The organism is Jiangella ureilytica (assembly GCF_004348545.1).
Taxonomy (GTDB): domain Bacteria; phylum Actinomycetota; class Actinomycetes; order Jiangellales; family Jiangellaceae; genus Jiangella; species Jiangella ureilytica.
Genome location: NZ_SMKL01000014.1, coordinates 16,461 through 41,508, shown reverse-complemented (window position 1 = coordinate 41,508; position 25,048 = coordinate 16,461). Strand labels below are relative to the sequence as shown.

Annotated in this window: 24 protein-coding genes and 1 pseudogene; 17 read left to right on the top strand and 8 right to left on the bottom strand. The window is 73.0% G+C overall.

From position 1 onward, the window contains the following. Nucleotides 1-17: 17 nt before the first annotated feature. Both E1212_RS08290 and E1212_RS08285 read right to left on the bottom strand, forming a co-directional pair. Nucleotides 18-329, bottom strand: coding sequence for a hypothetical protein (locus tag E1212_RS08290; protein ID WP_131981199.1), 312 nt, complete (start codon nucleotides 327-329; stop codon nucleotides 18-20). Nucleotides 330-413: 84 nt separating this feature from the next. Next, on the bottom strand, nucleotides 414-938 hold the full coding sequence (locus E1212_RS08285) for a DUF1203 domain-containing protein (RefSeq protein WP_131981197.1): 525 nt from the start codon (nucleotides 936-938) through the stop codon (nucleotides 414-416). Nucleotides 939-1,023: 85 nt separating this feature from the next. Here E1212_RS08285 and E1212_RS08280 point away from each other — a divergent pair, with 85 nt between their 5' ends. Beyond that, nucleotides 1,024-1,596: a GNAT family N-acetyltransferase gene (locus tag E1212_RS08280; RefSeq protein ID WP_131981195.1), complete on the top strand. Its 573-nt coding sequence runs from the start codon at nucleotides 1,024-1,026 to the stop codon at nucleotides 1,594-1,596. Nucleotides 1,597-1,704: 108 nt separating this feature from the next. Here E1212_RS08280 and E1212_RS08275 read toward each other — a convergent pair whose 3' ends face one another. Beyond that, nucleotides 1,705-2,379 (bottom strand): response regulator transcription factor, encoded by a 675-nt coding sequence (locus E1212_RS08275; RefSeq protein WP_131981193.1) that lies wholly within the window; start codon nucleotides 2,377-2,379, stop codon nucleotides 1,705-1,707. Next, entirely contained in the window at nucleotides 2,376-3,644 is a 1,269-nt protein-coding gene (locus tag E1212_RS08270) for a sensor histidine kinase (protein WP_131981191.1), read from the bottom strand. The genes E1212_RS08275 and E1212_RS08270 overlap by 4 nt, the downstream gene beginning before the upstream one ends. Nucleotides 3,645-3,776: 132 nt before the next feature. Here E1212_RS08270 and E1212_RS08265 point away from each other — a divergent pair, with 132 nt between their 5' ends. The 5 genes from E1212_RS08265 (at nucleotide 3,777) to E1212_RS08245 (ending at nucleotide 9,106) form a co-directional block, all read left to right on the top strand. Next, on the top strand, nucleotides 3,777-4,748 hold the full coding sequence (locus E1212_RS08265) for an ABC transporter ATP-binding protein (RefSeq protein WP_131981189.1): 972 nt from the start codon (nucleotides 3,777-3,779) through the stop codon (nucleotides 4,746-4,748). Then, nucleotides 4,748-5,536 (top strand): ABC-2 transporter permease, encoded by a 789-nt coding sequence (locus tag E1212_RS08260; protein ID WP_131981187.1) that lies wholly within the window; start codon nucleotides 4,748-4,750, stop codon nucleotides 5,534-5,536. The genes E1212_RS08265 and E1212_RS08260 overlap by 1 nt, the downstream gene beginning before the upstream one ends. Then, nucleotides 5,533-6,210, top strand: a complete 678-nt coding sequence (locus tag E1212_RS08255; RefSeq protein WP_131981185.1) for a YqeB family protein — start codon at nucleotides 5,533-5,535, stop codon at nucleotides 6,208-6,210. Before E1212_RS08260 ends, E1212_RS08255 begins: the two co-directional genes overlap by 4 nt. Next, nucleotides 6,207-7,565: a M20/M25/M40 family metallo-hydrolase gene (locus tag E1212_RS08250; RefSeq protein ID WP_131981183.1), complete on the top strand. Its 1,359-nt coding sequence runs from the start codon at nucleotides 6,207-6,209 to the stop codon at nucleotides 7,563-7,565. Before E1212_RS08255 ends, E1212_RS08250 begins: the two co-directional genes overlap by 4 nt. A 206-nt stretch (nucleotides 7,566-7,771) precedes the next feature. Continuing rightward, on the top strand, nucleotides 7,772-9,106 hold the full coding sequence (locus E1212_RS08245; RefSeq protein WP_131981181.1) for an LPXTG cell wall anchor domain-containing protein: 1,335 nt from the start codon (nucleotides 7,772-7,774) through the stop codon (nucleotides 9,104-9,106). Between the two features lie 31 nt (nucleotides 9,107-9,137). Here the strand turns inward: E1212_RS08245 and E1212_RS08240 are convergent, their stop codons facing one another. Beyond that, nucleotides 9,138-9,356, bottom strand: coding sequence for a DUF5703 family protein (locus tag E1212_RS08240; RefSeq protein ID WP_238992277.1), 219 nt, complete (start codon nucleotides 9,354-9,356; stop codon nucleotides 9,138-9,140). A 54-nt stretch (nucleotides 9,357-9,410) separates the two neighbouring features. On the opposite strand from E1212_RS08240, the gene E1212_RS08235 reads away from it, so the two are divergent. Then, the gene (locus E1212_RS08235) at nucleotides 9,411-10,019 is read left to right on the top strand and encodes a hypothetical protein (protein ID WP_131981177.1); all 609 of its coding nucleotides are present in this window, start codon (nucleotides 9,411-9,413) and stop codon (nucleotides 10,017-10,019) included. Between the two features lie 95 nt (nucleotides 10,020-10,114). Continuing rightward, nucleotides 10,115-10,297, top strand: a complete 183-nt coding sequence (locus tag E1212_RS08230) for a hypothetical protein (RefSeq protein ID WP_131981175.1) — start codon at nucleotides 10,115-10,117, stop codon at nucleotides 10,295-10,297. A gap of 39 nt (nucleotides 10,298-10,336) precedes the next feature. On the opposite strand, the gene E1212_RS08225 is transcribed toward E1212_RS08230, so the two are convergent. After that, nucleotides 10,337-11,311, bottom strand: a complete 975-nt coding sequence (locus tag E1212_RS08225) for an aldo/keto reductase (RefSeq protein ID WP_131981173.1) — start codon at nucleotides 11,309-11,311, stop codon at nucleotides 10,337-10,339. Nucleotides 11,312-11,398: 87 nt separating this feature from the next. On the opposite strand from E1212_RS08225, the gene E1212_RS08220 reads away from it, so the two are divergent. The 3 genes from E1212_RS08220 to E1212_RS08210 are packed head-to-tail and all read left to right on the top strand — an operon-like array spanning nucleotide 11,399 to nucleotide 14,218. Then, nucleotides 11,399-12,448, top strand: coding sequence for an LLM class F420-dependent oxidoreductase (locus E1212_RS08220; RefSeq protein WP_131981171.1), 1,050 nt, complete (start codon nucleotides 11,399-11,401; stop codon nucleotides 12,446-12,448). Nucleotides 12,449-12,484: 36 nt separating this feature from the next. After that, on the top strand, nucleotides 12,485-13,339 hold the full coding sequence (locus E1212_RS08215; RefSeq protein ID WP_131981169.1) for an undecaprenyl-diphosphate phosphatase: 855 nt from the start codon (nucleotides 12,485-12,487) through the stop codon (nucleotides 13,337-13,339). Then, nucleotides 13,340-14,218: an aminoglycoside phosphotransferase family protein gene (locus tag E1212_RS08210; protein ID WP_131981167.1), complete on the top strand. Its 879-nt coding sequence runs from the start codon at nucleotides 13,340-13,342 to the stop codon at nucleotides 14,216-14,218. Between the two features lie 6 nt (nucleotides 14,219-14,224). Here E1212_RS08210 and E1212_RS08205 read toward each other — a convergent pair whose 3' ends face one another. Further along, complete coding sequence (locus tag E1212_RS08205; protein ID WP_131981165.1) at nucleotides 14,225-15,466, bottom strand: M23 family metallopeptidase; 1,242 nt, start codon at nucleotides 15,464-15,466, stop codon at nucleotides 14,225-14,227. A 359-nt stretch (nucleotides 15,467-15,825) separates the two neighbouring features. Between E1212_RS08205 and E1212_RS08200 the strand changes: the two genes are divergently transcribed. The 5 genes from E1212_RS08200 (at nucleotide 15,826) to E1212_RS08180 (ending at nucleotide 20,387) form a co-directional block, all read left to right on the top strand. After that, nucleotides 15,826-16,536, top strand: a complete 711-nt coding sequence (locus E1212_RS08200; RefSeq protein ID WP_131981163.1) for an MSMEG_4193 family putative phosphomutase — start codon at nucleotides 15,826-15,828, stop codon at nucleotides 16,534-16,536. A gap of 39 nt (nucleotides 16,537-16,575) precedes the next feature. After that, entirely contained in the window at nucleotides 16,576-17,136 is a 561-nt protein-coding gene (locus E1212_RS08195; RefSeq protein WP_131981161.1) for a DUF3090 family protein, read from the top strand. Next, entirely contained in the window at nucleotides 17,133-17,948 is an 816-nt protein-coding gene (locus E1212_RS08190) for an SCO1664 family protein (protein WP_131981335.1), read from the top strand. Before E1212_RS08195 ends, E1212_RS08190 begins: the two co-directional genes overlap by 4 nt. 80 nt (nucleotides 17,949-18,028) lie before the next feature. Further along, a complete protein-coding gene (gene mshC / locus E1212_RS08185) occupies nucleotides 18,029-19,237 on the top strand; it encodes a cysteine--1-D-myo-inosityl 2-amino-2-deoxy-alpha-D-glucopyranoside ligase (protein ID WP_131981159.1) in 1,209 nt (402 codons plus the stop codon). Nucleotides 19,238-19,424: 187 nt separating this feature from the next. After that, on the top strand, nucleotides 19,425-20,387 hold the full coding sequence (locus E1212_RS08180) for a type IV toxin-antitoxin system AbiEi family antitoxin domain-containing protein (RefSeq protein ID WP_131981157.1): 963 nt from the start codon (nucleotides 19,425-19,427) through the stop codon (nucleotides 20,385-20,387). A gap of 96 nt (nucleotides 20,388-20,483) precedes the next feature. On the opposite strand, the pseudogene E1212_RS08175 reads toward E1212_RS08180, so the two are convergent. Then, nucleotides 20,484-21,317, bottom strand: a pseudogene (locus E1212_RS08175) (PAC2 family protein); the annotation flags it as partial. Nucleotides 21,318-21,481: 164 nt separating this feature from the next. Between E1212_RS08175 and metH the strand changes: the two are divergent. Then, nucleotides 21,482-24,958 (top strand): methionine synthase, encoded by a 3,477-nt coding sequence (gene metH / locus E1212_RS08170; protein ID WP_131981153.1) that lies wholly within the window; start codon nucleotides 21,482-21,484, stop codon nucleotides 24,956-24,958. The last annotated feature ends 90 nt before the right edge of the window (nucleotides 24,959-25,048 follow it).

The window sequence follows — 25,048 nt, the reverse complement described above, 5'->3', positions numbered from 1 at the left end:
TCGGCCGGTCTCGCCGCTCAGCCGGAGACGAGCTGATCGGCGGGGACGGAGAGCCGGACCATCTCGCCGTCGACGCGGTGGACCTCGTCGGCCGCGGCGTAGAGGTCCTTGGAGAGGGTCCGGTCCACCCGCAGGAAGCCCACCCGGAGCAGCCGGGCGCGTTCCTGGTCGGGCAGGCCCGGACCACTCCAGATGCCTCTCGCCGCGGTGCTCAGGAGGTCGTCGTCCTGCTCGGGCTCCTGGCCCTGCGTGGTGACGGCCTCCGGGTCGCCCATCCGGACCTCGGCGACGGTGCCGAGCTCCTCCCCGAGGGCGTCGACCACCGTCATGCCTTCCCGCACGTCACTGAGCCGGTCGGCTCCGTCGACCCACTGGTGTCGGTCATGCCGCTTCCGTACCCGCAGGGACGGCCGTCACACCGGGCGGCGGACCGGGCGGCGGACCTCGGTGAGGAAGCAGCCGAACTCGACGGCGCGGACGTGCACGACCTCGACGGCCGGGTCGGCGAACAGGTCGTCGAGGGCAGCGGCCGCGACCTCCTCGGCGTGGCCGGGCGCGGGGGAGACCAGCCGGCCCCCGACGATGTGGCCGCGGCTGTCGTAGCCGCGGAACACCCGCCGGGCCGACACGAGCTCCGCCGGGAACCCGTCGTGCCGCGGCCCTTCGCACCCGTCGGCATGCAGGAAGACCGGGCCCACCTCGTCGTAGGCGCCGGGGCTTGCGCCGTGCTCCTCGGCCCAGCGCCGCAGCGGCGCGTAGGAGACCAGGACGATGCGCTCGCCGATCCGGCTGCGGGTCAGGCAGCAGCGCAGCGGCGCACCGCCCTCGGCGTCGGTGAACGGCTCGCGGGTCTGCCCGGCGTCGTCGCGCTCGCGCAGCCCGGCCGCCACGGACGCGGGGATCGTGCGGTACTGATAGGTGCTCGTCAGCGTGCTCATGGATCAAGCCTGCGGCCGGCGGCGGGGGAGTGCTGGCGGGAATCGGACGCGGCGTGGGCGACGGCGGTGTGCCTAGGATGGCTGGGTGGCCGCCCCCGCCCCGTCGCTCCCCGTCACCACCGACCGGCTCACGCTGCGCCGCTACCTCGAGACCGATCTCGACGACCTGCACCGGCTGCACGGGCACCCCGACGTCGCCCGCTACATGTACTGGGAGCCGTGGTCGCGCGGGCGGGCCATGGAGGGCCTGGGCAGGCGGATGCAGCAGTCCGCCATCGCCCACGAGGGCGACGTGCTCGACCTCGCCGTCGTCCGTACGGCCGACGGCGTCTTCCTCGGCGAGGTGCACCTGCAGAACGTCAGCGAGCAGCACCGCCGAGCCGAGATCGGGTTCGCGCTCCACTCGGCGAATCATGGCCACGGTTACGCCCGCGAGGCGGCCACGGCCATGATGCGGCTGGCATTCGAGACGTTCGGCTTCCGACGCGTCATCGGCCGCTGCGACGCCGACAACGCCGCGTCGGCCGGTCTCATGGAGCGGCTGGGCATGCGCCGCGAAGCTCACGAGGTGGAGAGCGAGTTCGTCAAGGGCGTCTGGACCAGCGAGTACGAGTACGCCATGCTCGCCGGCGAGTGGGCCAGCCTCGCCAGCACATGACCGCCCTGGCAAGGCTGACCGCCCTCGATATCGCGACGAAACAGGCATCCGAGCGACGCTCTGCCGTGCCGAGCACGTGGCCGGGCTCGCCACGCGTGAGCCTCCCCGTCAGACCAGCCCCGCGTCGTGGACCAGCAGCGCGATCTGGACCCGGTTGTTGAGCCCGAGCTTCGTCAGCACCCGCGAGACGTGCGCCTTCACCGTCGCGACGCTCATGAACAGCTCGGCGCTGATCTCGGCGTTGGACTTGCCGTGCGCGATCGCGACCGCCACCTCGAGCTCGCGATCGGACAGCTCCCCGAGCTGTCCGCGCGCCTGATGGGAGCGGCCGCCGTCGTCGCCGTCGGTGACGTGGTCGATGAGCTGCCGGGTGACCGACGGCGACAGGATCGGCTCGCCCGCGGCCGCGCGCCGGACCGCCGTCACGATCTCGGCCGGCGGGGTGTCCTTGAGCAGGAAGCCGGTGGCGCCGGCCCGCAGCGCGCGCAGCACGTGGTCGTCGGTGTCGAAGGTCGTGAGGATGACGATCTCGGGCGGCTCGGCCCGCTTGCGCAGCGTCTGCGTCGCCGCCAGGCCGTCGACGCGGGGCATGCGGATGTCCATGAGCACGACGTCGGGCCGCGCCGACTCGACCATGGCCGGCACGTCGGCGCCGTCGGCCGCCTCGCCGACGATCTCGAGGTCGGGCGCGCCGGCGAGCATCATGGACAGCCCGGCGCGGACGAGTGCGTCGTCGTCGACGATGAGAACCCTGGTGACGGTCGTCTGCGGTTCGGACGTCATGCGGGCCACGGTAGCCAGGCGTGCACGCGGAAGTCGCCGTCACGGGTGATTCCGTGCTCCAGCATCCCGCCCGCCAGCCCGACCCGTTCGGCCAGTCCGATCAGCCCGGTTCCGGTGCCCGGGATCTCGGGCGGGGTGGCCCGTCCGGCCGATCCGACGGGCATCCGGTTGCGCACCTCGACGGCCAGCCCGCCGCCGGGCCCGCCGGTCAGCGTGACGCAGACGCCCGTGCCGCGAGCGTGCTTGCGCACGTTGGTGAGCGCCTCCTGGACGACGCGGTAGGCGCAGCGGGCGACGGCGGGCGGCGGCTCGGCGCCGTCGTCTCCGGTCAGCTCGTCGACGACGCTGACCCGCATGCCGGCCTGCCGCGACTCCTCGACCAGCGCGGGCAGCTGCGCGAGCATGGGCTGCGGCCGGTCGGGGTCGTCGTCGGACGACGGCGCCCGCAGAACGCCGATGATCTCGCGCAGGTCCTGCAGTGCCTGGTGCGCACTGGCCCGAATGACGCCCGCGGCGTTCGCGACGTCGGCCCGCGGTGCGTCGGGGCGGTACTCCAGCGCACCGGCGTGCACGCTGAGCAGTGAGATCCGGTGCGCCAGGACGTCATGCATCTCGCGGGCGATGCGCTCGCGCTCGAGGTGCCGGGCCCGCTCGACCCGCAGCGCCGCCTCGGCCTCGGCCTGGTGCGCCCGCTCGCGCAGCGACAGCACCAGCTGCCGGCGCGAGCGCACCAGCATGCCCCACAGCGTGACCGCGGCGACGACCGACGCGGACAGCAGGACGATCCAGCGGAACGCCAGGACGGGGTCGGGGTAGACGCCGTAGAAGGCCAGCGCCGTGCCGAGGTTGACCGCCGCGACCGCCGCCGCGATCGGCCACCGGCGATGCACCGCGACGGTGAACAGCATGACGATCCCGGCGCCCGCAGCCGAGGACACGCCGACCGCGAGCAGCGCCACCACGACGGCGAGCTGCACCGGCCACCGTCGCCGCCACCACAGGCTCACGCAGGCCAGCGCGCCGACGATCAGGTCGATCAGCTGCACCAGTTCCGGCGGGTCGTTCTGCATCGCGCTGTCGTAGGTCATCAGGCCGATGAGGATCGCGACGACGAAGCACAGCGTGTCGACGATCCAGTCGCGCACCGACCGGCGGACCCGGCCGCGGCGGGCCGGGTCGGCGTCGTCGGGGTCGACCCGCAGCATCCCCGGGAGCAGCGCCGGCAGCTCCGGGCTGGTCGCCGGCGGCACGGCAGGGGTCGTCATGGGACACCACGCTACGAGCCGATCGGCGCCGGCGGGTAGCGACCAAGGTCGATCGGGACCTAGACCAAGGTCGCGGCTCGGCAGCCTTCGGGGCGACGCGGCGGGCCGGGTGGCGCGGCCAGAGTGGATGCCATGATCACTGTCGAGCACCTGACGAAGCGGTACGGCGCCTTCACCGCCGTGAACGACGTCTCGTTCACCTGCGTCCCCGGCACCGTCACCGGCTTCCTCGGCCCGAACGGCGCGGGGAAGTCCACCACGATGCGGATGATCAGCGGACTCACCCCGCCCACGTCCGGCCGCACCACCGTCAACGGCGTCGCCTTCCGCGACCTGCCCAACCCGGGCCGGCACATCGGCGTGCTGCTGGACGCGTCCGCCCAGCACTCCGGGCGCACGGGCCGCGAGATCCTGTCGCTGTCGGCGCAGCTGCTCGGCGTCGGGCAGAAGCGCGTCGACGCCATGCTCGAGCTGGTCGGCCTGCACGGCGCGGCCGAGAAGCGCCGCGTCGGCAACTACTCCCTGGGCATGCGGCAGCGGCTCGGCCTGGCGCACGCGCTGCTCGGCGACCCGACGGTGCTGATGCTGGACGAGCCGGCGAACGGCCTCGACCCCGAGGGCATCTTCTGGATGCGCGGCGTGCTCCGCGACTTCGCCGACCGCGGCGGCACCGTCATGCTGTCGTCGCACCTGCTGCGCGAGGTCGAGGCCGTGGCCGACCACCTGGTGGTCATCGGCAGCGGGCGCATCGTCGCCGACGGCGGCAAGGACGAGCTGCTGCACGCCGGCGGCCTCTACGTCCGCTCGCTCGACCCCGCGCCGCTCGAGAAGGCGCTCGCCGAGGCCGGGCTGTCGGTGCAGCCGACCCGCGACGGCGGCTTCAGCGTCGCCGGCGACGCCGAGACCGTGGGACGCGCGGCCCTCGCCGCGGGCGCCGTCCTGCTCGAGCTGCGCCCGGCCGACTCCGGCGGCCTCGAAGAGATGTTCCTCCGCCTGACCTCGTCCCACGACTCCCACGATGGCAGCCGGCCGCCGGGCCACGCGCCAGCGGGAACCGTCGGGGCCGGCGCGGCCACCGTCGCCTCGCAGAAGGAAGCCTCCTGATGTCCGCCCTCGCCACGCCCGCGGCCGGAACGCACCGGCCAGTCCGCACCGCCCGCCCGTCGCTCGCGCGGCTCACCGCCGTCGAACTGCGCAAGGCCACCGACACCCGGGCCGGCTTCTGGCTGCTCGCGATCATCGCCTTGGTGGCCCTCGGCATGGTGATCGTGCAGATGTTCACCGGCAGCGCGGAGGACCGCAACTTCGCCGACTTCTTCGGCGGTGCCCAGCTGCCGGTCGGCATCCTGCTGCCGGTGGTCGGCATCATGGCCGTCACCGGCGAGTGGTCGCAGCGGACCACGCTGAGCACGTTCGCGCTGGAGCCGCGGCGGGAGCGGGTCATCCTGGCCAAGCTCTCGGCCGCCGTCCTCATGGCCGCCGGCGCCGTGGTCGCGAGCCTCGCCTGGGCCGCACTGGCCAACGTCGTCGCGCCGCTGGTCACCGACGCGAACGCCCGCTGGGAGTTCGGCGCCGAGGGGGTCGGCCGGGTGCTGCTGTTCCAGGTCGTCAACGTGCTGGTCGGCACCGCGTTCGGCCTGGCGCTGCTCAGCACGCCGCTGGCCATCGTCCTCTACTTCGTGTTGCCCACCGTGTGGACCATCCTGGGCAGCACGATCTCCGCGATCGAGACCCCCGCCCGGTGGCTCGACCTCACCACCACCACGATGCCGCTGCTCGACGGCGACCTCACCGCGGAGGCCTGGGGCCGGCTGGGCACCTCGCTCGCGCTGTGGCTGGCGGTGCCGCTGGCCCTCGGCACGTGGCGGGTGCTGCGCTCGGAGATCAAGTGAGTGTCGTCGGCCGTCCGCGCTGGGAAGCGGTGCTGGTGTGGCTCGGCCTCCCGGCGCTCGGCGCACTGGCGGGGCTCGCGGTCCGGCCGCTGGCGCGGTGGATCCTCGACACCGACTGGGTGCCGAACATCGGGCTCGCCCGCGTGATCGCCGACCTGCCGCAGCCGCACGGCACCATCGGGGCAGCGGCGGCCGGCGTCGTGCTCGGCGTCGTCCTGGCGCTGACCGCCGAGGGCGAGGTGCTTCGCGTCGCCGTCGGGCCGGACGAGGTCACGCTCACCCGCGACGGCAAGAGCCGCACCATCGGGCGCGGCGACGTCAGCGCCGTGTTCGCCGACGGAAAGGAGCTCGTGCTGGCCGGGCGGTCCGGCGAGGAGCTGGCCCGCGAGAGGTCCGACCTCGCGGCGGACCGGCTGGCCGCCGCGTTCACCGAGCAGGGCTACCCGTGGCGGCGTGACGGTGACCCGTACCGCCATGAGTTCCGCCGGTGGGTGCCCGACGAGCCCGAGCTGCCGGCGGGCGCGAACGCCGTCCTCGGGGCGCGGTCGGCGGCGCTGGAGAAGGGCGACCGGAAGGACGTCGCCGAACTGCGCGACGAGCTCGGCAAGCTGGGCGTGGTGGTCCGTGACCAGGACAAGCGGCAGTACTGGAGGCGTGTCAGGATAGGCGGATGACGACGCCCCCCGCCTCGCCCGGCCAGCCGCCCACCGGCGCGTCCAGCGCGCCCGGCGCTCCCGATGCCGAGGTCGTCGACCTCTGCCGCGACCTGCTGCGCATCGACACCTCGAACTACGGCGACAGCAGCGGCCCGGGCGAGCGCAAGGCCGCCGAGTACGTGGCCGAGAAACTGGCCGAGGCCGGCCTCGAGCCGGTCGTCTTCGACTCCGAGCCCGGGCGCACCACCGTCGTCGCCCGGGTCGAGGGGTCCGACCCGAACCGCACCGACGCGCTGCTCATGCACGGCCACCTCGACGTCGTCCCGGCCGATGCATCGGACTGGACGCACGACCCGTTCTCCGGCGAGATCACCGACGACTGCCTGTGGGGGCGCGGCGCCGTCGACATGAAGGACATGGACGCCATGATCCTGTCCGTCATGCGCGACCGGCTGCGCACCGGACGGCGTCCGGCCCGGCCGGTCGTGCTGGCGTTCCTGGCCGACGAGGAGGCCGGCGGCGTTCTCGGCGCCCACTGGGCCGTCGACCACCGTCCCGAGCTGTTCGAGGGCGTCACCGAGGCCATCAGCGAGGTCGGCGGGTTCAGCCTCACCGTGAACGACGACCTGCGGCTCTACCTGGTCGAGACCGCCCAGAAGGGCATCGACTGGATGAAGCTCACCGTCGAGGGGCGGGCCGGCCACGGCTCCATGGTCAGCAGCGCCAACGCCGTCACCGAGCTCGCCGAGGTGGTCGCGCGCATCGGCCGGTTCCAGTGGCCGGTGCGGCTCACGCCGACGGTGCGCGCCTTCCTCGAAGAGGCCGGCGACGCCTTCGGCGTCGAGTTCGACCCCGACGACCCCGAGGCCCTGCTCGGCGAGCTCGGCAACGTCGGGCGCATCATCGGCGCCACGCTGCGCAACAGCACCAACCCGACCATGCTCAAGGCCGGCTACAAGCACAACGTCGTTCCCGGCCGCGCCGAGGCCTACATCGACGGCCGCTTCCTGCCCGGGCAGGAGGAGGAGTTCGCCGCCACGCTCGACGAGATCCTCGGGCCGAACGTCAAGCGCGAGGCCCTGGTGCGCGACATCGCCGTCGAAACCACCTTCGACGGCCCGCTGGTCGACGCCATGAGCGCCGCGCTGCGCGCCGAGGACCCCGGCGCCCGGCCGGTGCCGTACTGCCTGTCCGGCGGCACCGACGCCAAGGCGTTCAGCCTGCTCGGCATCCGCAACTTCGGCTTCTCGCCGCTGCGACTGCCCCCGGAGCTCGACTTCGCCGGCATGTTCCACGGCGTCGACGAGCGGGTGCCGCTCGACGGGCTGCGGTTCGGGGCGCGGGTGCTCGACCGGTTCCTCGACCTCGCTTGATGAGAATCTGCTTCTACCTGTTCTCGTCATACCTCCCCGTGATGTAGCCTGCCCCGGGCAAAACAGACGTTTCGCGCTGCTACACACATACTTTGGGGGGACCCTTGAGGTTCAACGGGCGGGCTACGGCCCGCACACTGGCCGGTGTGGCCATGACTGGGGCCGCAGCCCTTGGTGTTGCCGTTCCCGCAGCCGCCGAAGACATCGTGATCGACTTCGGCGTCACTCTCCAGGAGATCTCGGGAGTGGCGGGCTCCACGACGGAGGCTCACGCCTCCCTCGAGAACAACCAGGGACTAGAGGTCGTCGGCTACAGCACCGACTTCACCGTGCCCGACGGCGTGACGATCGCCGGGATCATGGGCGAGGACCTCGTCGATGGCACCGAGCGGCCCGACGAAGGCTGCACGCTCGTCACCCCGCAGCGGGTGGAGTGCCACACGAACGCCACGCTCGGCACGACGGACAACACGACCACGATCTTCGAGATCGAACTCGCCGACGACGCCGCGGGTGTAGTCGGCGCCGCCACCTACAGCGTCACCGCCGACGAGGGCGGGTCCGAGACCGCCGAGGCCGACGTCACTGTGCACGAGGGCGTGGTCGACCTCGAGGTCGCCTTCGACCCGCTGATCGGCATCACTGCTCCGCCCGGTGCGGACTTCGAGCACACCGTGCGCATCCGCAACGTCGGCAACACGGCCATGGCCGGCGCTTCCATCGACTTCCAGCCGGGCCAGGGAGTCACCGTCACCGGTGTCTCTGCCACCGGCCTGAGCGGGCTCGAGCTGGTCGACGGCACCGAGCGGCCGGACGAGGGCTGCGCCGTCGTCGACACGCACGTCGAGTGCCACACCAACGCGACGCTGGCCGCTCCGGGCACCGCCGAGGTGACCTTCCAGATGCGCATGCCGGAGTCGGCGCCGAGCACCGGGCTCGGCGACACCACGGTGCGCGTCATCGGCGACAACGGCGGTGACGGGGCCGACGCCACGTCGGTCGGCCTCGACGTCGATCTCCGCATGCTCGATGTGACCGCGACGCCGTCGGTCTCGGGTGCTGCCGGCGATGTCGTTGAGATCGTCGTGACGGCCCGCAACAACGGCGTCGTCCCCGTCACGGGCCGGCTGGCGGAGCTCGCGGTGCCGGCCGGCGCCACCATCACCGGAGTCGAGGGGCTCGACGTCCTCGATGAGATGACCTGGGTCGACGAGGGCTGCGTACAGCCGACCCCGCAGGAGGCCTCGTGCCTCCGCCTGGACTCGCTGGCCCCCGGCGACGTCGAGGAGTGGACGTTCCAGGTCCGCCTCGACGACGACGCGCCGGTCGGCGAGCTCGGTGTTGCAGCCCTGCACTACGAGGGCTACTCCGAGGACTACGAGGCCGAAACCGTCGTGACGGTCACCGGCGCGGGTGACGACACCGGCGGTGACGGCGAGGAGCTGCCCGACACCGGTACCAGCAGCACCACCGTCGCGCTGGCGGCGATGGGCCTGCTGCTGACGGGCGCCGTGGTGGCGCTGCGCGCACGCCGGGCCTGACGGTGTCCGCGCGGCGCTGTGACCTGGGCGGTCAGAGCGTCGCGCGGACCCGCAGGATCTTGCGACGGAGCACGATCTTGCGTGTGCCGTCGGGGTGCAGACGCAACCGAGCGAGTTCCCAGTGGCCCTGCTCCGCCTGCTGGGTCAGCAGGCGGCGGGCCGCGCTCCGAGAGGTGGTGCGGGGGAGCGAGATGTGCCGGAACTCGTACTCGGTGGCCTGGGCAACTCGTGAATTGAGGCTTCTCGCCACCGACCACTCCATTCACGTATCTTGCCACGGCCGGACCGGGTACGGTCGTCGACTGTGACCACGCCGCCGCACGACGCCGAGCGCCTTCAGGCCGCGCTCGACGACCTCACCGACGCACTCGAAGCCCACCTCAATGCCTGCCTGGCTCGCTCCGGTGAAGCGGATCCGGTGGTCCAGGCCGCCTACAACGCGCTGCGGATCGCCGCCGACCGCTACGACGACCTGCTGTACGACGCCACCGAGGAGGTCACCCCGTGGGAGTTCCCCGAGGAGCCGCCGCGCGTCGAGTTCGAGGACCTCGAGGCCGATCCGGGACTGGTCGGCGTGCTGGTCCGCCGCGACTACGAGATCGACGACGCCGACCGGCTCATGCTGTCCGGCCGCGAGGCGTACGGCGAGCTGTACCCGCAGGATCCTGAGGAGTCCGCCGTCGCCGACGTGTCGCACCCCGGCCGGGCGCTCTACCAGATGCTGCACGCCTACGGCGTCGACGGCCTGGACGAGCGGGCCGAGGACGCCGGGCTGCTGCCGCGCGGCGGGACGGTGTGGGTGCAGGCGCTCGGCGAGGCGGACGAGCAGACGCTCACCACGGACCCGTTCGGCGTGGCCGACGAGGACCTGCTGGTCTACCGCGTCGATGAGATCATCCACACCGACGACTGATCTGGCGTCGCGGGTGAAGCATCCCTGAAGTCGTTCTGAAGCGGTGCCGTCGCTCAATGGTCGGGCAGGAGATCTCCCGATCGAGAGGAACGGACATGCGACGGACAACTCTGCCCCACATCGCGGCCGCGGCCGCCCTACTGGGAGCGGTCGCCGCTCCCGGCGTTGCGGCGCAGGCCGTGGCGGACCGCGAGTACGGGCCGGTGCCGGACGACCGGGAGTACTCGGTGGTCGCGGACCGCGAGTACGGGCCCACGCCGGACGACCGCGAGTACTGACGGGCACCGGCCACCCGGAGCCGCGGCGCGGACTCGCGCTCAGCGGCTCTCCGGGTAGCCCAACTCCAGCGCCGACACCTCGTCGAGGGCGGCGCGGATCTCGGCCGGCAGCTCGAGGTCGTCGGAGCCGAGCACGTCGCGCAGCTGGGCGGCGGTCCGGGCGCCGACGATGGCCGACGTCACGCCCGGGCGGTCGCGCACCCACGTCAGCGCGACCTCGAGCGGCAGCGCGTCGAGCCCGTCGGCGGCGGTGCAGACGGCCTCGACGATCTTCGCCGAGCGGGCGTCGAGGTACTTGTCGACGAACGACGCGAAGTGGGTGGTGGCGGCCCGGGAGTCGGCCGGGGTGCCGCTGCGGTACTTGCCGGTCAGCACACCGCGTCCCAGCGGCGACCACGCGAGCACGCCGAGCCCGAGCCGTCCGGCCGCGGGCAGCACCTCGCGCTCGACGCCGCGCTCGAGCAGCGAGTACTCGACCTGTGTGGAGACCAGCGGCGCCTGGGAGCCGGCGACGGCGCGCTGGTGCACGGCGGCGGCGGCGGTCTGCCAGCCCGAGTAGTTGGAGACGCCGGCGTAGCGGGCCCGGCCCGAGGTGACGGCGTGCTCCAGCGCGCCCAGCGTCTCCTCCATGGGCGCGGCGTCGCTCCAGGTGTGCACCTGCCATAGGTCGACGTAGTCGAGGTCGAGCCGGTCGAGGGAGTCGTCGAGCTGATCGAGCAGGCCCCTGCGCGATACGTCGACGACGCGCCGCCCGGCCGGCCGCGACGTGCCCGCCTTGGTGGCGATGAGCACGTCGGAGCGGGGCACCGCGCTGTCGAGCAGGGCGCCGATGAGCTTCTCGCTCTCGCCGTTGCCGTACGACGCCGCGGTGTCGATCAGCGTGCCACCCGCGTCGGCGAACAGCTTCAGTTGCTCCCGCGCGTCGTGTTGGTCGGTGTCGCGTCCCCATGTCATGGTGCCGAGCGCCAGGCGTGAGACGTACAGCCCGCTTCCCCCGAGTCGTCGCTGTTCCACGCGGCGAGGCTACCGGGTGGGACACGCGCTCGGGGTGAGGACCGCCGACAGGTAGAGTCCCCCGGAGTGTCTCGCGGGAGGTGGCGCATGCAGCTCGGGCTCAACCTGGGCTACTGGGGCGGTGGCGACAACCACGTCAACCTGGCCCTGGCCAGGGAGGCCGACCAGCTCGGCTACTCGGTGGTGTGGGCCGCGGAGGCCTACGGCTCCGACGCGCCGACGGTGCTCGCCTGGGTGGCCGCGCAGACGTCTCGCGTCGACGTGGGCAGCGCCGTCATGCAGATCCCGGCCCGCACGCCGGCGGCGACGGCGATGACGGCGGCCACGCTCGACAGCCTGTCCGGCGGGCGGTTCCGGCTCGGCCTGGGGGTGTCCGGCCCGCAGGTCTCCGAGGGCTGGCACGGCGTGCGGTTCTCGCGCCCGCTGGAGCGGACCCGCGAGTACGTCGACGTCGTGAGGCTGGCGCTGTTGCGCCAGCGGGTGGCCTACGACGGCGACCACTGGCGGCTGCCGCTGCCGGACGGTCCCGGCAAGGCGCTGCAGCTGACGGTGCACCCGGTGCGGCCGTCGATCCCCCTCTACCTGGCCTCCATCGGGCCGAAGAACCTGAGGCTGACCGGCGAGATCGCCGACGGCTGGCTGGGCGTCTTCGTCGCACCCGAGCACGCGGCGGAGTCGCTGGACCTGATCGCGGCCGGGCGCTCGGCGGCCGGGCTGACCATGGAGGGGTTCGACGTGGTCCCGACGGTGCCGGTGTCGGTCGGCGACGACCTAGAGGCGTGTGCGGAGCCGATCCGGGCGTACTCGGCCCTGTACATCGGCGGCATGGGCAGCCGGCAGCAGAACTTCTACAACGCGCTCGCCGTCCGCATGGGCTTCGGCGACGCCGCGCGCACCGTCCAGGACCTGTTCCTCGACCGGAAGCACCGCGAGGCCGCGGCCGCCGTCCCGCTCGATTTCGTCGACCGGACGGCGCTCATCGGGCCGCCCGATCGCATCCGCGACCGGCTGCACGCGTACGCGTCGGCCGGGGTCACCACGCTGTCCGTGGCGGCGCACGCCGGACCGCTCGACGAGCGCATCGCCGCGCTGCGCACCGTCGCCGAGGCGCTCGACGCCGCCGGCCTGGCATCCTGACCTACCTGACCGGCACCTAGGGGAGTCGACGCACGCATGGAGTGGTTCCAGGCCGCCGTCCTGGGCGTGATCCAGGGGCTGACGGAGTTCCTGCCGATCTCGTCCAGCGCCCACCTGCGCATCTACCCCGAGCTGTTCGGCTGGGAGGACCCCGGCGCGGCGTTCACCGCCGTCACCCAGATCGGCACCGAGTCGGCCGTGATCCTCTACTTCGCCCGCGACATCGGCCGCATCGTGACCGCGTGGTTCCGGTCGCTGGCGGCCGGCCGCGGCGGCGAGTCCCGCGGCCGTCGACGGCGAGCGACCTACGACCCCCAGGACGCCCGCATGGGCTGGTTCGTGATCATCGGGACCATCCCCATCGGCGTGCTCGGGTACGTGCTGCAGGACGTCATCCGCGACGACTTCCGGTCGCTCTGGATCATCGCGACGACGCTGGTCGTGCTGGGCGTCATCCTCGGCATCGCCGACCGCGTCGGGCGCAAGGAGCGCACCGTCGCCGACCTCGACTATCGCGACGCCATCGCGATCGGCTTCGCGCAGGCGATGGCACTGATCCCGGGCGTGTCGCGGTCCGGCGCGTCGATCAGCATGGGGCTGTTCCTCGGCCTCGACCGCGCGGCAGCGGCCCGGTTCGCGTTCCTGCTGGCGATCCCGGCGGTGCTCGGCTCGGGCATCTTCGAGTGGCCGGGCGCCATGCGGGAGGGCTCGGTCATCGGCGTGGGGCCGACGATCCTGGCGACGGTGATCGCGTTCCTGGTGGGTCTCGGCGTCATCGCCTGGCTGATGTCGTGGCTGGAGAAGCGGTCGTTCGCGCCGTTCATCGTCTACCGCATCGCGCTCGGCCTGTTCACCTTCGCGATGCTGGCGACCGGAAGGTGGAGCGCGTAGATGGACGGCGAACTGCTGCGGACGCTGCTGCGAGAGCAGCACCCCGACCTGGCCGGACTGGACGTGCGGCTGGCGGCGCGCGGCTGGGACAACGAGCTCTGGCGCCTCGGCGACACCCTGACCGTGCGCGTCCCGTGCACCGAGCGCGCCCCGGAGCTGCTGCGCAAGGAGTACCGGTGGGTGCCGGAGCTCGCGGCGCGGCTGCCGCTGCCCGTCCCGGTGCCGCTGCGGCTGGGTGAGCCGTCCACGCACTTCCCACAGCCGTGGACCGTCACCACCTGGGTCGACGGCGAGCCGGCCGACCGCGCCGCCGTCACGCGCGACGACGCGGCCGCGGCGCTGGCCGGGTTCCTGCGCGCCCTGCACCGGCCCGCGCCCGAGGAGGCGCCGGCCAGCCCTGACCGCGGCGTGGCCCTCGCGGTGGTCGCCGACGGCGTGGAGCGGGCCCTGCCGGCGCTGATGCCGCCGGAACTGCTGCCGGCGGCCCGCTCCGTGTGGGACGACGCGACGTCGGCGCCGGCCTGGTCCGGCCCGCGGGTCTGGGTGCACGGCGACCTGCACCCGGCGAACGTCACCACCGCCGGCGGGACGCTGGCCGGGGTGCTCGACTTCGGCGAGCTGTGCGCCGGCGACCCGGCCACGGACCTGGCGGCGGCCTGGATGCTGCTGCCCGCCGGCGCGTCCGCGCGCTTCCTCGAGGCCTACGGCGGCGCCGACGAGGCCACCGTCCGGCGGGCGCGCGGGTGGGCCGTGCGCGCCGCCCTCGGGCTGATCAGCGTCGGCCGGGCCGGCGAGCAGGGGCTGCCCGGCGGGAAGCCCACCTGGCTGCCGGCCGGCCTGGGCACGGTGAAGCGGGTGCTGGCCGACGCCGTCGCCTGAGGGGTGTCAGGAGGCCGCACCGCCGGGCAGGGGAGCGCTGGCGATCCACGGCCACGGGTCGGTGTGCTGGCCGTCGAGGCGGACCTCGAAGTGCAGGTGCGGGCCGGTGGAGTACCCCGTCGAGCCGATGTTGCCGATGTACTGGCCCTTCTCGACCCGCTGGCCCGGCACGACCATGAGGTCGGACTGGTGGGCGTACATCGTCGTGAGCCGCTGGCCGTCCACCACGCCGTGGTCGACGATGACCATGTTGCCGTAGGCGTTGTTCCACCGCGCCTCGACGACGGTGCCGGCGTCGGCGGCGTAGATGCGCCCGTCGCCGCGGCCGAAGTCGAGGCCGGTGTGCATCTTCACGTAGCCGAGGATCGGGTGCATGCGCGGGCCGTACTCGGACGTCGTCGGGCCGGTGGCCGGGCGGATGAACGTGCCGCTTCCGTAGCCCGGCCCGTAGTTCGCCGCGGCGAGCAGCTCGCCGACCTCGGTGGACGACTGCAACAGCTCCATGTAGCGCTGGTAGTCCTGCAGCCGGGCGTCGGCCGCCGACTGCAGCGCCGCCTCGACCAGCGTCTGGGTGTTGTCGACGACCTGCCGGGCCGCGAGCGCCGCCGCCTCGGCCGTCTCGAGTGCCGCGAGCGAGAGCCCGGCCTGGTCGGCCAGCCGCTCGCGCGCGCTGCGCTGTCCCTCGAGGCGCGCGTGCGCGTTGGACAGCTCCGCCTGGCTGGCGGCCATGGCGCTGAGGGCGCCGTCGGCCGTGCGCAGCAGCGTGCGCATGCCCATGTAGCGCGCCGCGAGGTCGTCGGGCGTCTCGGAGCCCAGCACCACGCCGAGCGCGGCGAGGTTGTTGCCCTGGTAGGCCTCGCGGGCGATGGTGCCGATGGTGTTGCGGGTGGCCTCGGTCTGCGCGTCGAGCGCGTCGATCTCGCGCTGGGTGCGGGCCACGGCCTGGGCGGCGATCTCGAGCTGCTGCCGCGCGTGGACGTCGTTGGCTCGGGCGTCGTCGGCGGCCGCTGAGGCCTCGGCGAAGGTCTGCTGCGCCGTGCCGAGGTCGGCCATGACCTGGGCCAGCAGCCGCTGTGCCTCGGCGACGGCGACCGTCTGGGCCCCCTCGAGACCCTGGTTGTACGCCTCGTCCGGGTCGGTGGGCGCGGGCGGCGCCTCGGCGGGCGGCGGCGTGGTCGCGGGCTCGGCGGCAGCGGGCGCGCTGACGACGGCCAGCGCGAGACCGGCCGTGGCCGCGATGGCCGCCACGTGGCGACGTCTGAGGCACCGCATCCGCGTCGTGTCCCCTCCCTTGCCCGACGACGCGCTGAGGCCCGGGTGGGCCGAACGGTCCCGGCGACGAAGACGTTTGTCTGAAGCCTTGATAGCCCATTTCGAGGACGTGCGCGACCCTCTGGGCAGAGCCAATGTAAGTCCGTGGGCCATGAATCGGAACAAAGCGGCCAGATGTTCACCCGATCGGTACGCCTCGTAGGCTTGAGCCCCGTGGTGCGCCGCGCACACCGGCGGCGACCGGGAGCCGGCGGCTCCCACGAGTCGTCGGCCCGTCGCCGACGACGGACCGAACGGTTCAGGATGTGTGCGGCGGGACACAAGAGGAGTTGAAATTGCCCACAGTCGTCCTCGTGCGCCACGGCCGGACCACCGCCAACGCCTCCGGGGTGCTGGCCGGCCGCAGCCCCGGGGTCGGGCTCGACGAGACCGGGGTGGCAGGCGCCGCGGCACTGGCCGAGCGGCTCGCGCGGATCGAGCCGGCCGCCCTCGTCAGCAGCCCGCTGGAGCGGTGCATGCAGACGGCGTCGGCCATCGCCGCGGGCCGCGCGCCCGGCGCCGCCGTCGTCACCGACGAGGGCCTGACCGAGTGCGACTACGGCGCGTGGACCGGCCGGTCACTGGACGGCCTGCGCCGCGAGAAGCTCTGGAAAGTCGTGCAGGAGCACCCGTCGGGGGTCGTGTTCCCCGGCGGCGAGGCGCTGCGGGCCGTGCAGCAGCGCGCCGTCGAGGCCGTCCGCTCGCGCGACGCCGCGCTGGCCGAGACCCACGGCCCGGGCGCGGTCTGGTTCGCCGTCTCGCATGCCGACGTCATCAAGGCGATCCTCGCCGACGCGCTGGGGATGCACCTCGACCAGTTCCAGCGCCTCGTCATCGACCCGTGCTCGGTGTCGGTCGTGTCCTACACCGAGCGTCGCCCGTTCGTCCTGCGCCTGAACGATCTCGGTGGCGAGCTGGGGTTCCTCCGGTCGCCGGCCCGCCGCAAGCGCCGCGCGAGCCGCACGGACGCCGTCGTCGGCGGGGGAGCGGGCGACGCGGCGGAGTAGATCGACGGTTGCGCCGGAGCGCGAGATAGGCTTTCCGACGTGTCCGCGCAGGTGTACCGATTCGACCAGCCCGACCGTTTCATCGCCGGAACGGTGGGCCGTCCGGGCGAGCGTTCCTTCTTCCTCCAGGCCCGCGACGCCACCAAGCTGATCAGCGTTCTGCTCGAGAAGGAGCAGGTGTCGGTGCTCGCCGAGCGGGTCGACAACATGCTCGACGAGATCCTGCGCCGGGCCGGGGGCCTGACCTCCGTCCCCGCCGTCGCGCCCACGGAACTCGAAGACCTCGACCCGCTCGAGCAGCCCATCGTCGAGGAGTTCCGCGTCGGTTCCATGACGCTCAAGTGGGACAGCGAGGACGAGATCGTCGAGGTCGCCGCCTACGCCGTCGTCGACGACGACAGCGAGCCGCCGGACGACCCCGAGGAGTCCGACCGCGACGTCATGGTCGTGCGGCTGTCCGGCGCCGAGGCGCGGGCCTTCGTCAAGCGCGCCCAGGCCCTCGTCGCGGCCGGGCGCCCGCCGTGTCCGCTGTGCAGCCTGCCGCTCGACCCGTCCGGGCACGTCTGCCCCCGTCAGAACGGTTACCGGCGGCGGGACTGACCGGCGTGGACCTGCTGAGCCTGCTCCGCGAGGGCGAGCTGACCGTCGAGGGCCGGCTGGTGGTCGCGTCGAACCTCACGCTGCTCGGGCGCGTGACGCATGGCGGCGCGTCGGTGCGCTGCGTGTACAAGCCGATCAGCGGGGAGCAGCCGCTGTGGGACTTCCCCGACGGCACGCTGGCCGCGCGCGAAGCGGCGGCGTACGAGGTGTCCGACGCCGCCGGCTGGCACGTGGTGCCGCCGACGGTGCTGCGCCCCGACGGGCCGTTCGGGGCGGGCATGTGCCAGGCCTGGATGGAGCAGGGGACGGCGTCGCTGGGCGCGGGGAAGGTCGACGTCATACCGGCGTCGGCCCCCGTCGGCGCCTGGCTGCCCATCCTCGAGGCGGTCGACGGCGACGGCTCGCCCGTGCTGCTGGTCCATGCCGACGACCCCGGGCTGCGGCGGCTGGCCGTCTTCGACGCCGTCGTCAACAACGCCGACCGCAAGGGCGGCCACGTCCTCGTCGGCGACCGGACGGTGGCGCCGTCGCTGGCCGGCGTCGTGGGCGTCGACCACGGGGTCTGCTTCAACGCCGACCCGAAGCTGCGCACCGTCCTGTGGGGGTGGGCCGGGTCGGCGCTCTCGGCGGCCGAGCGGTCGTCGCTCGCGCGCCTGCGCGGGCTGGTCGACGGCGCCCTGGGTGCGACGCTGCGGGGGCTGCTGGCCGACGAGGAGGTCGCGGCGACGGCGGCCCGCATCGACGCGCTGCTGACCCGTGGGACGATGCCGAGTCCCGAGGGACGGATGCCGGTTCCATGGCCGGTCTTCTGAGACCACTGTTCCCGTCGCCTCGTGAGGGGCGTCACCGCCTGGGACCCCACGGTCGGCGTCCGGCTACGCTGAGCCACATCATGCGAGCCTGGTCTGCCCCCCACGTGCCCGCCCTTCCCGGGCGCGGCCTGCCCGTCCGCCTGCACGACACCGCCGCGGGCGCCGTCCGCCCCGTCGAGCCGGCACAGGTCGCGACGATGTACGTCTGCGGCATCACGCCCTACGACGCCACGCACCTGGGGCATGCCGCCACCTACGTGGCGTTCGACCTGCTCAACCGGGTCTGGCGCGACGCCGGGCACGACGTGCGCTACGTCCAGAACATCACCGACGTCGACGACCCGCTGCTCGAGCGGGCGACGGCCACCGGGCAGGACTGGCGCAAGCTCGCCGACACCGAGACCCGGCTGTTCACCGAGGACATGGCCTGGCTGCGGGTGCTGCCGCCGTCGTCGTACGTCGGCGCCGTCGAGGCGATCCCGTTGATCACGCGGTTGATCGCGCGCATGGAGCCGTCGGTCTACGAGCTCGACGGCGACCTCTACTTCTCGGTGCGGAGCGACCCGGCGTTCGGCTCGGTGGCGCGGCTGGCCGAGGACGAGATGCGCGCGCTGTTCGCCGAGCGCGGCGGCGACCCCGACCGTCCCGGCAAGAAGGACCCGCTCGACCCGCTCGTCTGGCTCAGGGCACGCCCGGGCGAGCCGTCGTGGGACAGCCCGTTCGGCCCCGGCCGCCCCGGCTGGCACGTCGAGTGCGCGGCCATCGCCATGGAGTACCTCGGCGTCCCGTTCGACGTGCAGGGCGGCGGCAGCGATCTCGCCTTCCCGCACCACGAGATGTCCGCGGCGCACGCCCAGGTGGTCGCCGGCGCGTTCGCGACGCTGTACTCGCACGCCGGCATGGTCGGGCTCGACGGCGAGAAGATGTCGAAGTCGCTGGGCAACCTGGTCTTCGTCTCGCGGTTGCGTGCCGACGGTGTCGAGGGCGCGGCCGTGCGGCTGGCCCTGCTCGGCGCCCACTACCGCACCGACCGCGAGTGGTCGGCCGGCGTGCTGGGGGCGGCGCAGGAGCGGCTGGCCCGCTGGCGCGCCGCGGTGGCGCGCCCGGCCGGCCCGCCCGCCGAGCCGGTGCTGGCCGAAATCCGCGAGCGCCTCGCCGACGACCTCGACTCGCCGGGCGCCCTCGCGGCCATCGACCGCTGGGCCGCGACCCCCGGCGCCGACCCCGCCGCCCCCGCGCTCGTGGCCGCCACCGCCGACGCCCTCCTCGGCCTCGCCCTCTCCACATGACCACGTTCACCACCTGATTCCCTGCCACACGAGGCCTGCAGTCCTCGTGATGCGAGCGCGATCCTCGTGATGTGGGCGTACGGCTGACGACCGGCCGTCCTCCACAGCTGAGCCGCCGGCCGCAGGTTGTCCACATTTCGCCCGAGGTCCCTGGCGTCGTCGCGTCCCTGGAGGCAGCGTCACGTCCATGGACGAAACGCTGATGTACCTCGCGAGCCAGCAGCACGGTGTCGTGACGCGGGCCCAGGCCCTGGCCGCCGGGCTGGACGACGGCGAGATCAGCCGGCGTGTGCAGGGCGGCCGCTGGACGACCGTCCGCCGCGGGGCGTACGTGGAGAGCGAGCAGTGGGCCGCGATGGACGATCTCGCCCGGCACCGGGTCCTCTCGCAGGCGGTCGTCCTCCAACTGACCAAGCCGGTCGTGCTGTGCCACGTCTCCGCCGCGGTCGTCGCCGGACTGCGGGTCTGGGACGTCGATCTCTCGAAGGTGCACGTCTGGCGGTCCGATCTTCGATCGCCGCGGGTCGAGGGCGGCGTGCATCACCACACCGGCGCGCTCGACGAGTCCGACGTCATCGAGATCGACGGCCTGCCCGTCACCGGCTTCGCCCGGACGGCCGTCGACGTCGCACGCACGGCCGGCTTCGAGTCGGCCGTCGTCACGGCGGACCATGCGCTGGCCCGGCTCGGCACCACGAACGAGGCCCTGCGCACCGTCCTCGACACCATGCGCGACTGGCGTGGGGCACGGGCCGCCGGCCGGGTCGTGGAGTTCGCCGACCCGCGATCGGAGAGCGTCGGCGAGTCACGGCACCGCGTTCAGCTCGAACGCATCGGGCTGCCGCGCCCGGAGCTCCAGGTCGGCATGCCGGGGCCTGACGGTGCGACGGATCGGGTGGACTTCTACTTCGCCGACCAGGCCACGGTCGGCGAGTTCGACGGACGGCAGAAGTACGAGCGCCTCCTGCGTCCCGGCGAGACCGCTGAGGACGCGATCTGGCGGGAGAAGGTTCGTGAGGACCGCCTGCGAGAGCGCGGGCTGCAGGTGGTGCGCACGGTCTGGGCCGACCTCTACCGGGACGACGCCGTGGCTTCCCGGTACCTCTCCGCCTTCGCCCGGAATCGGCGGCGTCACGTGGTGGTGGCGTGAAAGCCCGCCGCTACGTCACGAGGATGTGCCACGCGTCACGAGGACTGCAGGCCTCGTGTGGCAGGGAATCAGGTGGTGAACGTGATCATCTCAGGTGTCGCGGCGTCGGAGGTAGCGCTCGAACTCGCGGGCGATGTGCTCGCCGGAGGCCTCGGGGAGGTCGACGGTGTCGCGGGCCTCTTCGAGGCGGCGGACGTATTCGGCGACGTCGGAGTCCTCTTCGGCCAGCTCGTCGACGCCGTGCTGCCAGGCCTCGGCCTGCTCGGCGAGGTCGCCCATGGGGACCGGCAGGCCGAGGTGGTCCTCGACCCGCTGCAGTAGGACCAGCGTCGCCTTGGGGCAGGGCGACTGGGCCACGTAGTGCGGCACGGCCGCCCACAGCGAGACCGCGTCGAGGCCGGCCTTGGTGGCGGCGTCCTGGAACACGCCGACGATGCCGGTGGGGCCCTCGTAGCGCGAGGGCTCGAGGCCGAGGCGCTCGGCCTGGTCAGGATCGCTGGCCGAGACGGTGACGGGCACGGGCCGGGTGTGCGGGACGTCGGCCAGCAGTGCGCCGAGGGTGACGACCTGCTCGCAGCCGAGATCGGTGGCCACCGACAGCAGCTCGGCGCAGAACGCCCGCCACCGCATGTTCGGCTCGATGCCGCGCAGCAGCACGATGTCGCGGTCGTGGTCCTCGAGGCGCACCACGGACAGCCGGGTGGTGGGCCACTGGATGCTGCGCAGGCCGTCTTCGTCGACGCTGACCATCGGGCGGTTGACCTGGAAGTCGTAGTACTCGTCGGGGTCGAGGGCGGCGACGGACTCGCCGTTCCAGACCCGCTCGAGGTGTTCGACGCCCGCGGTGGCCGCCTCGCCGGCGTCGTTCCACCCCTCGAATGCCGCGATCAGGACAGGATTGCGCAGCTGCGGCGCCCCATCGATCTCCATCGCGCTCGTCTCCCTGCCTGGAAGGGTCACACCCCGTTCTTCTGACCAACCCTACGGCTCCGCGCCGCGATTGGCTCGCGGAGGCTCGTCCCAAAATCAGAGACGATTCGTCCGCATGCCGGAACAAAGCTTGTGAGCAGGTCCGCCCGCCATAGTCTGGCGTGATGCGGGGGAGTCTGCGCGAAGCCATGTCCCGGCGCGTCGTGGTGGCCGACGGCGCCATGGGCACCATGCTGCAGGCCGCCGACCTCACCCTCGACGACTTCGAGGGCCACGAGGGCTGCAACGAGATCCTCAACGTCACCCGCCCCGACGTCGTCCGGCACATCCACGACGCCTACTTCGCCGTCGGCGTCGACGCCGTCGAGACGAATACGTTCGGCGCCAACTGGGCCAACCTGGGTGAGTACGACATCTCCCACCGGATCCACGAGCTCGCCGAGGCCGGCGCCCGCCTCGCCCGCGAGGTCGCCGACGACTGGTCCACGCCCGACCGGCCGCGCTGGGTCCTCGGCAGCGTCGGCCCGGGCACCAAGCTCCCGTCGCTCGGCCACGTCGGCTTCGCCACGCTGCGCGACGCCTACCGCACCCAGGTCGAGGGCATGCTGGCCGGCGGCGTCGACGCGGTCCTCGTCGAGACCGCGCAGGACCTGCTGCAGGCCAAGGCCGCCATCATCGGCGCCCGCCGGGCCATGCGGGCGGCCGGCGCCGAGCACGTCGCGCTCATGGTCAACGTCACCGTCGAGACCACCGGGACCATGCTGCTCGGCTCGGAGATCGGGGCCGCCCTGACGGCACTCGAGCCGCTCGGCGTCGACCACATCGGCCTCAACTGCGCCACCGGCCCGGCCGAGATGAGCGAGCACCTGCGCCACCTCGCGCGCCACGCCCGCAGCGGCCTGGCCTGCATGCCCAACGCCGGCCTGCCGGAGCTGACGGCCGACGGCGCGCACTACCCGCTGACGCCGCAGCAGCTGGCCGACGCCCACGACCTGTTCACCGCCGAGTACGGACTGTCGCTGGTCGGCGGCTGTTGCGGCACCACGCCGGAGCACCTGCGCCAGGTGGTCGAGCGGATCGGCGGCCGCGAGGTCACGCCCCGGCGGCCGCTCGAGGAGGCCGGCGCCGCCAGCCTCTACCAGCACGTCCCGTTCCGCCAGGACACCTCCTACCTCGCGATCGGCGAGCGCACCAACGCCAACGGCTCCAAGGCGTTCCGCGAGGCGATGCTCGAGGGCCGCCTCGACGACTGCGTCGAGATCGCCAGGGCGCAGACCCGCGACGGCTCGCACCTGCTCGACCTCTGCGTCGACTACGTGGGCCGCGACGGCGCCGCCGACATGCGCGAGCTGGCCGCCCGGCTGGCGACGGCGAGCACGCTGCCGCTGGTCCTCGACTCCACCGAGCCGGCCGTCATCGAGGCCGGGCTCGAGTGCCTGGGCGGGCGCAGCGTCGTCAACTCCGTCAACTACGAGGACGGCGACGGGCCCACCTCGCGCATCCGCACGCTCATGCCGATCGTCCAGGAGCACGGCGCCGCGGTCGTCGCCCTGACCATCGACGAGGAGGGGCAGGCCCGGACGGCGGAGTGGAAGGTGCGCGTCGCCGAGCGGCTGATCGCCCAGCTCACCGGCGAGTGGGGCATGCGCACCGAGGACATCATCGTCGACTGCCTGACGTTCCCCATCGCCACGGGCCAGGAGGAGACCCGCCGCGACGGCATCGAGACCATCGAGGCGATCCGCGAGCTGAAGCGCCGGTACCCCACGGTGCAGACGACGCTCGGTGTCTCGAACGTCTCGTTCGGCCTCAACCCGGCCGCGCGCGCCGTCCTCAACTCCGTCTTCCTCGCCGAGTGCGTCGCCGCGGGCCTCGACTCCGCCATCGTCCACTCCGCGCGCATCCTGCCCGTCTCGCGGATCCCCGAGGAGCAGTACCAGGTCGCGCTGGACCTCGTGTACGACCGCCGCACGCCCGAGTACGACCCGCTCACCCGCTACCTCGAGCTCTTCGAGGGCGTCACGTCGGCGACGGAGGACCGGGCGGCCGCGCTGGCCGGGCTGCCGCTGTTCGAGCGGCTCGAGCGGCGCATCGTCGACGGCGAGCGCAAAGGCCTGGAGACGGACCTCGACGAGGCGCTGGAGCAGCGGTCCGCGCTCGAGATCGTCAACGACACACTGCTCAACGGCATGCGCACCGTCGGCGAGCTGTTCGGCAGCGGCCAGATGCAACTGCCGTTCGTGCTGCAGAGCGCCGAGGTCATGAAGGCCGCCGTCGCCTACCTCGAGCCGCACATGGAGCGGGTCGAGGGCGACGACGGCACCAAGGGCACCATTGTGCTGGCCACCGTCAAGGGCGACGTCCACGACATCGGCAAGAACCTCGTCGACATCATCTTGTCCAACAACGGCTACAGCGTCGTCAACCTGGGCATCAAGCAGCCCATCGGCGCCATCCTCGACGCCGCCGAGGAGCACGACGCCGACGTCATCGGCATGTCCGGCCTGCTGGTCAAGAGCACGGTCGTCATGAAGGAGAACCTCGAGGAGATGAACCAGCGCGGCGTGTCGGCGCGCTGGCCGGTCATCCTGGGCGGCGCCGCCCTGACCCGGGCGTTCGTCGAGGACGACCTCGCCGAGCTGTACGCCGGCGAGGTCCGCTACGCCCGCGACGCCTTCGAGGGGCTGCGGCTGATGGACGCCGTCGCCAGCGTCCGCACCGATCCGGACAAGGAGCTCGCCGACGTCCTGCCGGCGCTTCGCAAGCGGCGGGTGGCGCGCACCACCGTCGCGAACCCGGTCGACGACGGCGACGACGTGCGCTCCGACGTGGCTACCGACAACGCCGTCCCGGTGCCGCCGTTCTGGGGGACCCGCGTGGTCCGCGGCCTGCACCTGGCCGACTACGCCGCCTACCTCGACGAGCGGGCGACCTTCATGGGCCAGTGGGGGCTCAAGGGCACCCGCGGCGGCGCGTCCTACGAGGAGCTGGTCGAGACCGAGGGCCGGCCGCGGCTGCGCGCCTGGCTGGACCGCCTGCACACCGAGGGCATCCTCGAGGCCGCCGTCGTCTACGGCTACTTCCCGGCCGTGTCCGAAGGCCGCGACCTCGTCGTCCTCGACCCCGAGGACCACCGCAAGGAGCTGGAGCGGTTCTCGTTCCCGCGGCAGCGGCGCGACCGCCGTCTGTGCCTGGCCGACTTCTTCCGCCCGCGCTCGTCGGGCGAGGTGGACGTCGTCGCGTTCCAGCTGGTGACCATGGGTTCCGGCGTGGCCGAGGCGACCTCGAAGCTGTTCGCGGCCAACTCCTACCGCGACTACCTCGAGCTGCACGGGCTGTCGGTCCAGCTCACCGAGGGGCTGGCGGAGTACTGGCACGCGCGCGTGCGCGACGAGCTCGGCTTCGGCGCCGAGGACGACGCGGAGCTCGGCGGCATCCTCAAGCAGGAGTACCGCGGCTCGCGCTACTCCTTCGGCTACCCGGCCTGCCCGGATCTGGCCGACCGCGTGAAGCTGGTCCGGCTGCTGCGTCCCGAGCGGATCGGGGTGAACCTCTCCGAGGAGTTGCAGCTGCACCCCGAGCAGTCGACCGATGCGCTCGTCGTCCACCACCCCGAGGCGAAGTACTTCAACGCCACCTGATCAAGGCCTGCCGCCGTGGGCGAGGCGGCGTCGGGAGGGAGTTCTCCCCGCAGGAGCGGGGAGAAGTCCCTCCTCGCGATCCCCACCGGA